Source organism: Geodermatophilus sp. URMC 64, assembly GCF_053502555.1.
This window is the reverse complement of the sequence record NZ_CP199955.1, coordinates 4,400,420-4,413,592: the sequence shown is the minus strand read 5'-3', so window position 1 is coordinate 4,413,592 and position 13,173 is coordinate 4,400,420. Positions and strand designations below refer to the sequence as shown.

The 13,173-nt window shown below is 73.5% G+C and carries 15 protein-coding genes; 10 read left to right on the top strand and 5 right to left on the bottom strand.

What is annotated here, in order from left to right:
• Positions 1 to 29 precede the first annotated feature (29 nt).
• Positions 30 to 1,577: an MFS transporter gene (locus ACWIYF_RS21475; RefSeq protein ID WP_448624852.1), complete on the bottom strand. Its 1,548-nt coding sequence runs from the start codon at positions 1,575 to 1,577 to the stop codon at positions 30 to 32.
• 49 nt (positions 1,578 to 1,626) lie between these two features.
• Here ACWIYF_RS21475 and ACWIYF_RS21470 point away from each other — a divergent pair, with 49 nt between their 5' ends.
• Together ACWIYF_RS21470 and ACWIYF_RS21465 are read left to right on the top strand one after the other, a co-directional pair.
• On the top strand, positions 1,627 to 2,160 hold the full coding sequence (locus tag ACWIYF_RS21470) for a metallophosphoesterase family protein (RefSeq protein ID WP_448624851.1): 534 nt from the start codon (positions 1,627 to 1,629) through the stop codon (positions 2,158 to 2,160).
• A gap of 19 nt (positions 2,161 to 2,179) precedes the next feature.
• Positions 2,180 to 3,016 (top strand): putative RNA methyltransferase, encoded by an 837-nt coding sequence (locus tag ACWIYF_RS21465; protein ID WP_448628782.1) that lies wholly within the window; start codon positions 2,180 to 2,182, stop codon positions 3,014 to 3,016.
• Here ACWIYF_RS21465 and ACWIYF_RS21460 read toward each other — a convergent pair.
• Complete coding sequence (locus tag ACWIYF_RS21460; RefSeq protein ID WP_448624850.1) at positions 2,991 to 4,160, bottom strand: DNA glycosylase AlkZ-like family protein; 1,170 nt, start codon at positions 4,158 to 4,160, stop codon at positions 2,991 to 2,993. The genes ACWIYF_RS21465 and ACWIYF_RS21460 overlap by 26 nt on opposite strands.
• A gap of 142 nt (positions 4,161 to 4,302) precedes the next feature.
• Here ACWIYF_RS21460 and ctaD point away from each other — a divergent pair, with 142 nt between their 5' ends.
• Both ctaD and serB read left to right on the top strand, forming a co-directional pair.
• Positions 4,303 to 6,060 (top strand): aa3-type cytochrome oxidase subunit I, encoded by a 1,758-nt coding sequence (gene ctaD, locus ACWIYF_RS21455; RefSeq protein ID WP_448624849.1) that lies wholly within the window; start codon positions 4,303 to 4,305, stop codon positions 6,058 to 6,060.
• Between the two features lie 148 nt (positions 6,061 to 6,208).
• Positions 6,209 to 7,471 carry a phosphoserine phosphatase SerB gene (gene serB / locus ACWIYF_RS21450; RefSeq protein WP_448624848.1) on the top strand — a complete coding sequence of 421 codons (1,263 nt, stop codon included), beginning with the start codon at positions 6,209 to 6,211 and terminating at the stop codon, positions 7,469 to 7,471.
• 24 nt (positions 7,472 to 7,495) lie between these two features.
• Here serB and ACWIYF_RS21445 read toward each other — a convergent pair whose 3' ends face one another.
• Together ACWIYF_RS21445 and ACWIYF_RS21440 are read right to left on the bottom strand one after the other, a co-directional pair.
• Complete coding sequence (locus ACWIYF_RS21445) at positions 7,496 to 8,068, bottom strand: isochorismatase family protein (protein ID WP_448624847.1); 573 nt, start codon at positions 8,066 to 8,068, stop codon at positions 7,496 to 7,498.
• Positions 8,065 to 9,366: a nicotinate phosphoribosyltransferase gene (locus tag ACWIYF_RS21440; RefSeq protein ID WP_448624846.1), complete on the bottom strand. Its 1,302-nt coding sequence runs from the start codon at positions 9,364 to 9,366 to the stop codon at positions 8,065 to 8,067. Before ACWIYF_RS21440 ends, ACWIYF_RS21445 begins: the two co-directional genes overlap by 4 nt.
• Positions 9,367 to 9,436: 70 nt before the next feature.
• On the opposite strand from ACWIYF_RS21440, the gene clpS reads away from it, so the two are divergent.
• Together clpS and ACWIYF_RS21430 are read left to right on the top strand one after the other, a co-directional pair.
• Entirely contained in the window at positions 9,437 to 9,733 is a 297-nt protein-coding gene (gene clpS, locus ACWIYF_RS21435; protein ID WP_448624845.1) for an ATP-dependent Clp protease adapter ClpS, read from the top strand.
• Positions 9,730 to 10,227, top strand: a complete 498-nt coding sequence (locus ACWIYF_RS21430; RefSeq protein ID WP_448624844.1) for a DUF2017 family protein — start codon at positions 9,730 to 9,732, stop codon at positions 10,225 to 10,227. Before clpS ends, ACWIYF_RS21430 begins: the two co-directional genes overlap by 4 nt.
• Here ACWIYF_RS21430 and ACWIYF_RS21425 read toward each other — a convergent pair.
• The gene (locus ACWIYF_RS21425) at positions 10,166 to 10,510 is read right to left on the bottom strand and encodes a hypothetical protein (protein ID WP_448624843.1); all 345 of its coding nucleotides are present in this window, start codon (positions 10,508 to 10,510) and stop codon (positions 10,166 to 10,168) included. The genes ACWIYF_RS21430 and ACWIYF_RS21425 overlap by 62 nt on opposite strands.
• A 126-nt stretch (positions 10,511 to 10,636) precedes the next feature.
• On the opposite strand from ACWIYF_RS21425, the gene ACWIYF_RS21420 reads away from it, so the two are divergent.
• From ACWIYF_RS21420 to ACWIYF_RS21405, 4 genes are all read left to right on the top strand, one after another.
• Positions 10,637 to 11,155, top strand: coding sequence for a DUF7282 domain-containing protein (locus ACWIYF_RS21420; RefSeq protein WP_448624842.1), 519 nt, complete (start codon positions 10,637 to 10,639; stop codon positions 11,153 to 11,155).
• A 65-nt stretch (positions 11,156 to 11,220) separates the two neighbouring features.
• On the top strand, positions 11,221 to 11,694 hold the full coding sequence (locus ACWIYF_RS21415; RefSeq protein ID WP_448624841.1) for a Mov34/MPN/PAD-1 family protein: 474 nt from the start codon (positions 11,221 to 11,223) through the stop codon (positions 11,692 to 11,694).
• A 122-nt stretch (positions 11,695 to 11,816) separates the two neighbouring features.
• Entirely contained in the window at positions 11,817 to 12,095 is a 279-nt protein-coding gene (locus ACWIYF_RS21410) for a MoaD/ThiS family protein (RefSeq protein ID WP_448624840.1), read from the top strand.
• A gap of 41 nt (positions 12,096 to 12,136) precedes the next feature.
• On the top strand, positions 12,137 to 13,087 hold the full coding sequence (locus tag ACWIYF_RS21405; RefSeq protein ID WP_448624839.1) for a PLP-dependent cysteine synthase family protein: 951 nt from the start codon (positions 12,137 to 12,139) through the stop codon (positions 13,085 to 13,087).
• Positions 13,088 to 13,173: the final 86 nt, after the last annotated feature.

The window sequence follows — 13,173 nt, the reverse complement described above, 5'->3', positions numbered from 1 at the left end:
GCTGATCGTGGCGACCGGCGCCGGGGAACTCAGCCGGCGTGGACCAGGGCGTCGCCCTCGGCGGGCAGGTCCTCCTTGGTCGCCTTGACCAGGACGGCGGAGACCAGCGCGCCGGCGAGCAGCAGGACGGCGCCCCAGACGAACGCCGTCGTGTAGCCGTCGGTCAGCGCGACCGGCCCCGGCACGAGGGTGCCCGGCGCCGCCGGGTTCGGGACGCCCTTGCTCGGGTCCGCGGTCAGCGACGAGGTGATCGCCGCGACCGAGATGGTGGCCAGCAGCGCGGTGCCGATCGAGGCGCCGACCTGCTGGACCGCCTGGAGGACCGCGCTGGCCGCGCCCGCGTCGTGCTCGCCCGCGCCGACCAGCGCCAGGTTCGACAGCGGCACGAAGGTGAACCCGAGACCCAGGCCGAGGAGCAGCTCACCGGGGAAGGCCAGCGCCCAGAACGACGTGTCGACGTCCAGGAAGGACATGAGGAACAGGCCACCCGCGGCCAGCAGGCCGCCGACCACCATGAGCGGCTTCGGCCCCAGCTTCGGGACCAGGGCGCTCGCGGCGCCGGCGGACACGAGCACGCCCAGAGTGGTCGGCAGCGAGGCGAACCCGGCCTCCACCGGCTTGTAGCCCAGCACCAGCTGGAAGTACAGGCTCAGGAAGAAGAAGGCGCCGATCAGGCCGGCACCCACCAGGGTCGAGGTGAGGTACGCGCCACCGCGGTTGCGGTCGAGGATCAGCCGCATGGGCAGCAGCGGGTTCTTCACCCGCAGCTCCACGACCACGAAGGCCGCGACGAGCACGGCCCCGCCGATGATGAAGAACCATGCCCAGCCGTTGGCCCACGCGTTCTCGGTCGGGTTCTCCTGCGCCGCCTGCGCGACCTTGGTGAAGCCGTAGACGAACGAGGTGAGGCCGAGGGTCACCAGGACCGCACCCGGGACGTCGTAGCTCGAGTCGCCGGGGGCCTTGCTCTCGGGCACGAAGGGGATCGCGGCCACGATGGCCACGACGGCGACGGGCACGTTCACCCAGAAGCACCAGCGCCAGTCGGCGTACTCGGTCAGCACGCCGCCCAGCAGCAGCCCGACCGCGGATCCCCCGCCGGCGATCGCGCCGTACACGGCGAACGCCTTCGCGCGCTCTTTGGCATCGGTGAACAGGACCGTCAGCAGGGCCAGGGACGCCGGCCCGAGCAGCGCGCCGAACGCGCCCTGCGCCGCGCGGGCGATGAACAGCATCCCCTCGTTGACCGCCAGGCCGCCGACGGCGGAGGCGATCGCGAAGCCGGCGGCGCCGACCAGGTAGGTCCGCTTGCGACCCCAGAAGTCGGCGATGCGGCCGCCGAGCAGGAGGAAGCCGCCGAAGGTCAGGGTGTAGGCGGTGACGATCCACTGCTGGGTCGCGGCGCTGATCTCCAGGTCGGCCGAGACCGACGGCAGCGCGATGTTCACGATCGTCGCGTCGAGGATGATCATCAGCACCGTCACCGCGATGACCGCCAGGGCCAGCCAGCGCCGCGGATAGGGCTCGCCGGGGTCCTCGGCGACGGGAGTGGAGGAAGTGGTCGCGGGGTCTGTCACAGGTCGTCCTCGGGAGCGGTTACGGAACGGCCGGGTCGCCGGCCGATCGATGAACCTAGCGGGCTGCGAGCATGTCGTCGTGCCTGTTTCGCTCGTGGTGATCTCCGACACGCACGTGCCGAAGCGCGCACGTGACCTACCTCATGGCGTGTGGACGGCGATCGAGGCGGCCGACGTCGTCGTCCACGCCGGCGACTGGGTCGACGTCGCGCTGCTCGACCGGTTGGAGGAGCGGTCCCGCCGGCTCGTCGCGGTGCACGGCAACAACGACCACGGCCCGCTGCGCGAGCGGCTGCCCGAGGTGGCGCGGGCCGAGATCGAGGGGCTGCGCCTGGCGGTGGTGCACGAGACGGGGGACAAGAAGGGCCGGGAGGAGCGTTGCGCGGCCCGCTTCCCGGACGCCGACGTCCTCGTCTTCGGGCACAGCCACATCCCGTGGGACACCACCGCGCCCGCCGGCCTGCGGCTGCTCAACCCCGGCTCGCCGACCGACCGGCGCCGGCAGCCGTACGGCACCTTCGTCACGGCCGTCGCGGCGGACGGCGCGCTGCACGAGGTCACGTTCCACACCGTGCCGCGCTGACGTGCCGGCCTCGTTTCCGCTGCCCGAACGGGCGGTTGCGCTGCTCGCCTGCCCGGTCTGCGGCGCGGGCATGACGGCGACCGCCGAGGGGCTGCGCTGCGCCGCCGGGCACGCGTTCGACCGGGCCCGGCAGGGCCACGTCACCCTGCTGCCGCCGGGTCACCGGCCGCCGTCCGGCGATTCGGCCGAGATGGTCGCCGACCGGGTCGCCTTCCTGGCCGCCGGCGCCTACGCCGGGGTCACGGCGGCCCTGGCCGCGGCGGTGCTCGCCGGCGGGACGCCCGGGACGCTGCTGGACCTCGGCGGCGGCACCGGCCACCACCTGGCCGCCGTCCTCGACCGGGCGCCCGGCGCGGCCGGGATCGTGCTCGACTCCTCGCCCTACGCCGTCCGGCGGGCCGCCCGCGCGCATCCGCGGGCGATGGCCGTCGTGGCCGACACCTGGGCGCGGCTGCCGATCCGGGACGGCGCCGTCGACCGCGTGCTGGTCGTCTTCGCGCCGCGCAACGGCCCGGAGACCGCACGCGTCCTGCGCCCCGACGGCCGGCTGGTGGTGGTCACCCCCGGCGCGGACCACCTCGCCGAGCTGGTGACGCCACTCGGGCTGCTGCGCGTCGACCCGGACAAGGGCGCCCGCACCGCGGCGTCGCTCGAGCCGCACCTGCGGCCGGTGGCCGCGGCCGGGCACCGGGAGGTGCTGGCGCTCGGGCGCGCGGCCGTGCGGACCCTCGTGGGCATGGGCCCGCACGCGCGGCACGTGGACCCGGCCGAGCTGACCGCGCGCATCGCCGCCCTGCCGGAGCCGGTGCGGGTCACGGTGGCCGTCGACGTCACGACCTGGGTCCCGGTCGGCTGACCGGGCCGGTGGCGTCCGTGCGGACGTCGCCGAGCTCGGCCCCGCGCAGCGCGGCGACGACCGCCAGCTCCTCGGTGATCCGGCGCTCGTGGGCCGGCCGCCAGCCGTCGAGCCGCACGAGCCGCACGTCCAGCCGCCGGCCCTGCTTGCGGGCCCGCCAGGCGCAGGAGACGGCGCCGTCGACCAGGGCGACGCCGGGGTTGGCGACCATCCGCCAGACCTCCTTCTGCTGCGCCCGGTCGGGGACCAGCGTCGACCGGTCCGGGCCCTCGAGCGCCGCGTCGTAGGGCGGCAGCAGTCGGACCCCCTCTGCCGGCTCGGCCGCCGTCAGCCCGGGCAGGTCGGCCGTGGGCACCCAGGCGCGGCGGCCGTCGTGGTCGACCTCCGTGAGCTCCGGCGCGGCGGTCCAGCGCTGCCGCGCCTCGGCCGCGCCCAGGCCGAGCCACGTCGCCAGCTCGCCCGGGGTGGTGGGGGAGTGGGCGCGCAGGAACCAGCCCAGCAGTGCCGCCGCGCCCGCCGCGGGATCCCTGACCGGCGGGTCGTCCAGCCACTGCTCGGGCCGGACGAAGGCGCCGTCCTCCCGGTCGGCCGCACGGACCCAGCCGACGGCCAGCCCGACCATCGCGAACAACCCGGTGTCGACGTGCACGGCACGGCAGGGCTTGCAGAAGGCCGAGACGGACGGCGGCAGCGCGGCGGTCACCACCTGGGAGAGCTCGCCCTGCGTCCGGGGGGCCGCGTCGAGGGCGGCCCGTGCCGCGTCGGCCCCGTCGCGCAGCAGCGCGGCCGGGTGCTGCCCGGCGGCCACGCCGCGGCGGCGGAGCCGGTCGACGAGGGCGTCGTCGTCGACCGGCAGCGCGCCCGCGGTCAGCGTGCCGAGGTCGCGGGGGTCCAGCACCCGGGCGCCGCGCGCGGTCGGGGCCTCGACCCAGCGGCGGGCGCCGAGGGCGTCGCGGACGTCGTCCGCCCCGACGCCGTCCGCCCGGGCGTGCCAGCCGACGACGGCGGAGTCCGGCCCTCCGGTCCGCAACCCGGCCGGGCGGACCGCCTCGGCGCGGCGCTCCGCCGGCAGGCGGGCGGCCAGGCCGTGGGCCGACAGGCGCCAGGCGAGGACCCGGGCGCGGCTGACGATCGGCCTCGGCATGCCGGGGAGTGTGCCCGCCGCGGAGGTCCGTCCGCGCGGTCGTGATCGCCGCGCCGCCGGGTCGTCACGACCCGGTCGCGATGCCCGGCGCGCCTCCAGGGACCCGACGGGCGAGCTGACAGCCACCGTCTAAGCTCCGGCTGTGACGATCGCACCTGCGCCCATCGTGAGCCGGCCGAGCCCGGTTCATGTGGCCCAGAAGGGGTCGCGGCTCTCGAACCTGCTGCGGACCACGGACCACAAGCTCATCGGCCTGATGTACCTGACGACCGCGTTCACCTGGTTCCTGGTGGGCGGGTTGATGGCGATGCTCATGCGCGGTGAGCTGGCCCGTCCGGGTCTGCAGTTCCTCTCACCCGAGCAGTACAACCAGCTGTTCACCATGCACGGCACGATCATGCTGCTGTTCTTCGCGACGCCGCTGTTCTTCGCGTTCGCGAACCTGATCATGCCGCTGCAGATCGGCTCCCCCGACGTCGCGTTCCCGCGGCTGAACGCCTTCTCGTACTGGCTGTTCCTCTTCGGCAGCCTGCTCGCCGTGTCCGGCTTCCTGACCCCGGGAGGTGCGGCCGACTTCGGGTGGACGGCCTACACACCACTCTCGGACGTCGTGAACAGCCCCGGGGCCGGCGCCAACCTCTGGATCGCCGGCCTCGCCGTGAGTGGCCTGGGCACGATCCTCGGCGGCGTCAACTTCGTCGCCACCATCGTCTGCCTGCGCGCCCCCGGCATGACGATGTTCCGGCTGCCGATCTTCACCTGGAACACCCTGGTCACCAGCATCCTCATCCTGCTGGCGTTCCCGATCCTCACCGCCGCCCTGTTCGGGCTGCTGGCCGACCGCAACCTCGGCGCCCTCATCTACTCGGATGAGAACGGCGGCCCGATGCTGTGGCAGCACCTGTTCTGGTACTTCGGCCACCCCGAGGTCTACATCATCGCGCTGCCGTTCTTCGGGATCATCACCGAGATCATCCCGGTGTTCAGCCGCAAGCCGCTGTTCGGCTACAAGGGCATGGTCTTCGCGACCCTGGCGATCGGCTTCCTCTCCCTGGCCGTGTGGGCCCACCACATGTTCGCCACCGGCGCGGTGCTGCTGCCCTTCTTCAGCTTCCTGACCTACCTGATCGCCGTCCCGACCGGGATCAAGTTCTTCAACTGGATCGGCAGCATGTGGAGGGGGCAGCTGACCTTCGAGACGCCGATGCTGTGGTCGATCGGCTTCCTGGTCACCTTCCTCCTCGGCGGGCTGACCGGCGTGCTGCTCGCCTCCCCGCCGCTGGACTGGCACATCTCCGACACCTACTTCGTCGTGGCGCACTTCCACTACGTGGTGTTCGGGACCGTCGTGTTCGCCGCCTACGCCGGCATCTACTTCTGGTTCCCGAAGATGTGCGGCCGGATGATGGACGAGCGGCTGGGCAAGATCCACTTCTGGCTCACGTTCGTCGGGTTCCACGGCACGTTCCTCATCCAGCACTGGCTGGGCAACGAGGGCATGCCGCGGCGCTACGCCGACTACCTGGCGACCGACGAGTTCACCACGCTGAACACGATCTCGACGGTCTTCAGCTTCGTGCTCGGCGCCTCGGTGATCCCGTTCCTCTACAACGTGGTGCGGTCCTGGAAGTACGGGCAGCTGGCGCTGCGCGACGACCCCTGGGGCCACGGCAACTCGCTGGAGTGGGCGACGTCGTCCCCGCCGCCGCGGCACAACTTCCTGGAGATCCCGAAGATCCGCTCGGAGCGGCCGGCGTTCGAGGCGCACTACCCGCACCTCGTCGAGCGGTTGCACGCCGAGGCGCACTCCGGCAAGCGGCACGAGCCGTACGCCGGGGTCAGCGAGATCGGCCTCACCGAGGGCCGGCGACAGGGGCCCAACGACCCCGACCCCAGCTGACGAGGGCCGCCCGGTCCGTCGCGTCCGCCCCGTCGGCCTCTCGGCCGGCGGGGCGTTCGCGTGTCCGGCGGCCGGCGCTCGTGCGCCACGAGGGGACGGCGCCGAGCCGGTTCCCGGGGCGGCGCGGCCGGTGGGGCACCATGACGACGTGTCGCTCCACCCCGCCCCGCAGATCCCGGCCGTCGTGACCGGCGAGGGCCCCCGCGCCCTGCTGACCGTGACCGGGGTCGACCGCCCCGGCGTCACGGCCCGCCTGTTCGGCGCGCTGGCGGGGGCGTCCGACGGGACGTCGCCCCTGGTGGTCGTCGACGTCGAGCAGGTCGTCGTCCACGGCCAGCTCGTGCTCGGCGTGGTCGTCGGCGAGCTGCCGGTGGACGGCGGCGGCCAGGAGAGCGAGGACGCGCTGCTGGCCCGGCTGGTGCGGCTGGCCGGTGAGGTGTCGGCGGCCACGGGGGTGCAGGTGCGGGTCGAGCCGGCCTCCGACCCGGAGCCGGAGCGGCCCGGCCGTCCGCACCACGTGATCGTCCTCGGCCGGCCGGTGCCCCCCGGCGCGGTCGCCGGCGCGGCCCAGGCGATCGCCGCGCTGGGCGGCAACATCGACGCGATCCGCCGGCTGTCCGACTACCCGGTCACCAGCTTCGAGCTCACCGTCTCCGGCGCCGAGTCCACGGCCCTGCGCACCGAGCTGGCGCACATCGCCGCCGCCACCGGCGCCGACATCGCCGTCGAGCAGGCCGGGCTGGCCCGGCGCAGCAAGCGGCTGATCGTGCTCGACGTCGACTCGACGCTGGTCCGCGGCGAGGTCATCGACGAGCTGGCCGCCCGCGCCGGGCGGGCCGCCGAGGTCGCCCGGATCACCTCGGCGGCCATGAACGGGGAGCTGGACTTCGCCGAGTCGCTGCGCAAGCGGGTCGGCGCGCTGGCGGGCCTGCCGGTCGAGGTCCTCGACGAGGTGCGCGAGGCGCTGGTGCTCACCCCGGGTGCACGCACGCTGATCCGCACGCTCAAGCGGCTGGGCTTCCGCTGCGGCATCGTCAGCGGCGGCTTCACCCAGATCACCGACCCGCTCGCCGAGCAGCTGGGCCTGGACTTCGCCGCGGCGAACACCCTCGAGGTCGCCGACGGGAGGCTGACCGGTGGGCTCGTCGGCGAGATCGTCGACCGCCCCGGCAAGGCCAAGGCGCTGGCGCGGTTCGCCGCCGAGCACGGCATCCCGCTCGAGCAGACCGTCGCGGTCGGGGACGGCGCCAACGACCTGGACATGCTCAACACCGCCGGCCTGGGCATCGCGTTCAACGCCAAGCCCGTCGTCCGCGAGCAGGCGCACGCCGCGCTCAACCTGCCCTACCTCGACGCCGTCCTGCAGGTGCTCGGCTTCACCCGCGACGAGGTCCTCGATGCCGCACCCTGAGGGCCAAAATGGCCACTTTGGCCCTCAGGCCCGGTGGACCTCGCCCTCCAGCTCGACGCCCGCGGTGCGCAGCTGCTCCAGCGCGGCGTCGGTGGAGGCCTCGGCCACGCCGGCGGTCAGCGGCAGCAGCACCCGGGTGGCGAATCCGGAGCCCACGGCGTCGAGCGCGGTGGCCCGCACGCAGTGGTCGGTGGCGATGCCGACGACGTCGACGGCGTCCACCCCGTGCTGCCTCAGCCAGTCGGCGAGGGGGACGCCGTCCGCCCGGCCCTCGAACCCGGAGTAGGCCGCCGCGTACTCGCCCTTGTCGAACACCGCCTCGATCGGCTCGCGGTCGAGGTTCTCGTGCAGCTCGACCCCGCCGGTGCCGACGACGCAGTGCGCCGGCCAGGTCTCCAGGAAGTCGGGGTGCTCGGCGAAGTGGCCGCCCGGGTCGACGTGGTGGTCACGGGTGGCGACGACGTGCGCGTACCCGCCGGCCCCGGAGCGGACGTGCTCGGTGATCGCGCTCGCCACGGCGGTGCCGCCGGCCACGGCGAGGCTGCCGCCCTCGCAGAAGTCGTTCTGGACGTCGACGACGATCAGTGCCCGCGTCATGCGGCCATGATCTCCAGCGCGCACTCGCCGCGGGAGAGGGCCCAGGCCTCGGGCGGCAGCGCGGCGCGCACCCGCTCGTGGTGCGCCCGCGCCTCGGCCAGCGCCTCGGCCGGGGTGGCGGTGCTGAGCACCGTGCCGCCCTTCACCAGCGGGAGCACGAGGTCGCGGTCGCCGTCCTGCGGCTCGATCGGCCCGCTGCTGATCACCTCGGCGGTCGCCGTCCCCTGGGGGTCGTGCCGTCGGACGGCGTTCTTCCGCCCGCCCACCGAGTTCTTGCCCTCGGACTTCTTGGCGACCGGCACGCCCTCGCGCTCGACCAGCTTGTAGACCATGCCCATCGTGGGCGCGCCCGAGCCGGTGACCAGCGAGGTGCCCACCCCGTAGCCGTCGACCGGGGAGGCCATCAGCCCGGCGATCGCGTACTCGTCGAGGTCGCTGGTGACGATGATCCGGGTCTTCGTGGCGCCGAGGGAGTCGAGCAGCTCGCGGGCGTGCGCGGCGACCGTGGGCAGGTCCCCGGAGTCCAGCCGGATGCCGCCGAGCTCGGGGCCGGCCACCTCCACCGCCGTCCGGATGCCCTGGTCGACGTCGTAGGTGTCGACCAGCAGCGTCGTCCTCGTGCCCAGGGTGGCGACCTGCGCGCGGAAGGCGGCCGCCTCGTCGTCGTGCAGCAGGGTGAAGGCGTGCGCGCTGGTGCCGGTCGTCGGGACGCCGTAGCGCCGGCCGGCCTCCAGGTTGGAGGAGGACGCGAAGCCGACCAGGTACGCCGCCCGCGCCGCGGCGACGGCGGCCTCCTCGTGCGTGCGCCGGGAGCCCATCTCGATGCACGGCCGCTCGCACGCCGCCCCCACCATGCGGGCCGCGGCCGACGCGATCGCGCTGTCGTGGTTGAGCACCGAGAGCGCGAGGGTCTCCAGCAGCACGCCCTGGGCGAACGGGGCGTGCACCATCAGCACGGGGGAGTTGGGGAAGTACAGCTCGCCCTCGGCGTAGCCCTCGATGTCGCCGGTGAAGGCGAAGTCGGCCAGCCAGTCGAGCAGCCGGGAGTCGGTGAGGCCCTGCTCGCGCAGCGTGGCCAGCTCGTCGTCCCCGAACCGGAAGCGGGGCAGCGCCTCGAGCAGCCGGCCGGTGCCGGCGAGCACGCCGTAGCGGCGGCCGTGCGGCAGCCGGCGGGCGAAGACCTCGAAGACGCAGTCGCGGTCGGCGGTGCCGTCGGCCAGCGCGGCGGCCACCATCGTCAGCTCGTACCGGTCGGTCAGCAGCGCGGGATGCGTCGGCGGCGCCTCGGTCATCGGCATGGTTCCGGAGCGTAGGCGGGCTGCGCCGCGTCGGCGTCCGGGGGATGGCGGGCGTCCTAGAGTGGGGGCCGTGGCCGGACCGCTCGCGCCTGCTCGCACCCCGGACGTCACGGTCGACGAGGAGACCGACCTCGACCGGCCGTGGGTCACCGTCGTGTGGAACGACCCGGTCAACCTCATGACCTATGTGACCTACGTCCTCCAGGAGCTGTTCGGCTACGACGAGGCGACGGCCACGAAACTGATGCTGCAGGTGCACCACGAGGGCAAGGCGATCGTGAGCTCGGGCCCCAAGGAGCGCATGGAGCACGACACCAGCCGGCTGCACGCCTACGGGCTGTGGGCCAGCTACCAGCGGGATTCATGAGGCCGTTCAAGCGCAAGGGCGACGACGTCGTGGCCCGGCTGGACCCCGCCGAGGCGGGCATCCTCGGGCTGCTGCTCGACCAGCTCGAGCAGTTGCTGGCCGCCGACGCCGAGGACATCGGGGACGACCCGGTGCTGGCCCGGCTGCTGCCCGACGGGCACCGCGGCGACCCGCGGCTGGCCGCCGACTACCGCGAGCTGACCGAGTCCGCGCTGCGCAGCGGCAAGGCCGACGACCTGGCCACCGTCCGCGCGACCCTGCCGCCGGACGGCGGCGACGTCCGGCTCGACCCCGACCAGGCCGCCGCCTGGCTGCGCAGCAGCAACGACCTGCGCCTGGCCCTGGGCACCCGGCTGGAGATCACCGAGGACACCGAGCCGCCCGAGGACCTCACCGGCGACGAGGGCCAGCAGCTGGCCGTCTACTACTGGCTCACCGCGCTGCAGGGTTCGCTGGTCGACGCACTCGCCGCCGGTCGCGCCGGCCGAAGGTGAGCAGGATCAGCAGGCCGAGCAGCAGGTCGAGCCCGAAGAACGTGTAGACGAGGCTCGGCAGCTCCAGATCGCGGATCATCGCGCCGATCGCCGAGAGCAGGGTGATGCCCGAGAGGGCGAACACCAGCAGCAGGACCAGCACCCGCAGCGCGACCAGTGTCACGAACGAGGCGCGGTCCTCGGCGCGCAGCCCCCGCCGCCGGCTCACGCCGCGCACCCCGAGCGCCATCGCGGGCAGCGGCAGCGCCACCACGCCGGCGACCAGGAGCGACTCGATCAACACGAGACCGCACCGTATCCGGCCGTGCCCGCAGGCTGAACCGAACTCCCGGCTCCGCGCGTGCCCCCTCATGACCACCCGTGTGCGCGGGCGGCCGCTCGCCCGCCGCCACTCGCCGGAGGAGCCACCATGGCCGTTCCCCGAACCCGATCCTTCCTGCTGGGCGTCACCATCCTCATCACGGCGGCCGGCGCACTCGCCGCCTGCGGTGGCGGCGACGACGAGGGCACGTCCGCGGCCACCTCCAGCGCCGCCGACACCGGTTCGGCGTCCTCGTCGGCGAGCGGTTCGGGGGCCGCCGCGACCGGAACCCTGACGGCCGAGGACCAGAACAGCGACGGCACCACCGTCGTCGTCGCGTCGGTCACCCTGGAGGGCGCGCCGGACGGCGGCTGGATCGCGCTGCACGAGGACGACAACGGCAAGCCCGGCCCGGTGCACTACTTCGCCCAGATCCCCGAGGGCACCTCGACGAACGTCGAGATCACCGCCGACGAGCCGATCGCCTCGGGGGCCTACTGGCCGATGCTGCACCTCGACGACGGAACCATCGGCACCTACGAGTTCGGCGAGGTCGAGGGCGCCGACCCGCCGGTCGTGGTCAACGGGACGCCCGTGATGCAGCAGATCCAGGTCACCGTCGGATAGCCCCGTCCCGCGGCCCGGCCGGGCCGTCCGGCCGGGCCCTCGGAACGCCCACCTAGACTGGCGGCGTGCTGCGCATCGACCGCGCGACCTACGACGCCATCGTGGCCCACGCCCGGGACGACCACCCGGACGAGGCCTGTGGCGTCGTCGCCGGCCCCGAGGGCAGCGACCGCCCGGAGCGGTTCATCCCGATGCTGAACGCGGCCCGGTCGCCGACCTTCTACGAGTTCGACTCGGCCGACCTGCTGAAGCTGTACCGGGAGATGGACGACCGGGACGAGGAGCCGGTGGTCATCTACCACTCGCACACCGCCACCGAGGCCTACCCCTCGCGCACCGACATCAGCTACGCCTCCGAGCCGAACGCGCACTACGTCCTGGTCTCCACCCGGCACCACGGCGCCGAGACGGGACTGGCCGGCGACCAGGTCGAGTTCCGCAGCTTCCGCATCGTCGACGGCGAGGTCCGCGAGGAGGACGTCGAGGTCGTCGAGTCCTACCTGTTCGGCCACTCGCCGACGACCGTCGTCTACGACTGACGGGTGATCCGCCTCGCCGTCGGAATCCCCCGGCGCGACGAGGCGTTGCCCCGGTCGACCTGCCACGATCGCCGGCGCACTCTGCGCAGCGACCCCCACCCTTCCGAGGAGAACCGCAACCCATGGCCATCGAGGTCCGGATCCCGACCATCCTGCGCACCCACACCGGCGGCGCGAAGACCGTGGAGGGCAGCGGCAGCACCCTCGCCGCGCTCGTCGACGACCTCGACAGCAAGCACCCCGGTCTGAAGAACCGCCTGGTGACCGAGGAGGGCAAGCTGCACCGGTTCGTGAACGTCTACGTCAACGACGAGGACGTCCGTTTCACCGGTGCGCTGGACACCGAGGTCAAGGACGGCGACTCGGTGACGATCCTGCCGGCGGTCGCGGGCGGCTGCTGACGGGGTAACCCCCGCCCGTCACCTCGTCCGGAAGAGTTCTCATGGCCCGCTTCGCCTCGCTCGTCGACTCCCTCGGGGGCACGCCCCTCGTGGGGCTGCCCAACCTGTCGCCGACCCCCGACGTCCGGCTGTGGGCCAAGCTCGAGGACCACAACCCCACCGGGTCCATCAAGGACCGCGCCGCCATCTCGATGATCGAGAGCGCCGAGAAGGAGGGGAAGCTCAAGCCGGGCGACACGATCCTGGAGCCGACCAGCGGCAACACCGGGATCTCACTGGCGATGGTGGCCCGGCAGCGCGGCTACCGGCTCATCTGCGTGATGCCGGAGAACACCTCCATCGAGCGGCGGCAGCTGCTGGAGATGTACGGCGCGCAGATCATCTCCTCCCCGGCGGCGGGCGGCTCGAACCAGGCCGTCGCCGTCGCCAAGGGGCTGGCCGCCGAGCACGACGACTGGGTGATGCTCTACCAGTACGGCAACCCGGCCAACGCGCAGGCCCACTACGACGGGACGGCGCCGGAGATCCTGGCCGACCTGCCGTCCATCACGCACTTCGTCGCCGGGCTCGGCACCACCGGCACGCTCATGGGCTGCTCGCGCTACTTCCGTGAGCACAAGCCCGAGGTGCAGGTCATCGCCGCCGAGCCGCGCTACGGCGAGCTGGTCTACGGGCTGCGCAACATCGACGAGGGGTTCATCCCCGAGCTCTACGATCCCGACCTGCTGGACTCCCGCTTCTCGGTGGGCCCCGAGGACGCGATCCACCGCACCCGCCAGCTGGTGGAGCGGGAGGGCATCTTCGCGGGCATCTCCACCGGCGCGATCCTGCACGCGGCGCTCGGCATCGCCGACAAGGAGGTCGCGGCGGGCAGGCGGGCCGACATCTGCTTCGTGGTGGCCGACGGCGGCTGGAAGTACCTGTCCACCGGCGCCTACGCGGGCACCCTGGAGGAGGCGACCGCGCAGCTCGAGGGTCAGCTCTGGGCCTGAGTGGCGCCCGCCGGTCGGGTGCGCTGCACTAGTCGGTGCGTGGGTGCCGCGGCACCGGCGCATCTCTCCGCAGTCGCCTGAGACGA